At 35.0% G+C, this 329-nt stretch carries 1 riboswitch.

The features are described 5' to 3' along the window. Positions 1 to 211 precede the first annotated feature (211 nt). Positions 212 to 311: riboswitch (SAM riboswitch) on the minus strand. Positions 312 to 329 lie beyond the last annotated feature (18 nt).

Raw genomic sequence — 329 nt, forward strand, 5'->3', positions numbered from 1 at the left:
ATGATTACCTGTCAGCGCATGGCATACAAGTACAAGTGGCTGCCCTTCATATCCAACATGTTCATAACGTAATTTTAAATTTAAGATCGTTTCACCTGATTCAGTTGTAAATGGTCCCAATTCTAATGTATCAACCGTATAATTTGTCATCATTTACCTCCTACTTAGTAAAAAAACTTCCTACCTATTTATAATAAGTAAGAAGTTACAATACTTATTATTCGAGCGAATCGTTGGTATTAGCACCGTGCTTCTAAAGTCGGTTGCTGAAGCTTCATTGGGCCAAGTCCCTCTGCTTCTCGAAATAAGATTTAATTTTAATTGTAAAA

The organism is Mesorhizobium sp. M8A.F.Ca.ET.202.01.1.1, from assembly GCF_004791595.1.
Lineage (GTDB): Bacteria > Pseudomonadota > Alphaproteobacteria > Rhizobiales > Rhizobiaceae > Mesorhizobium.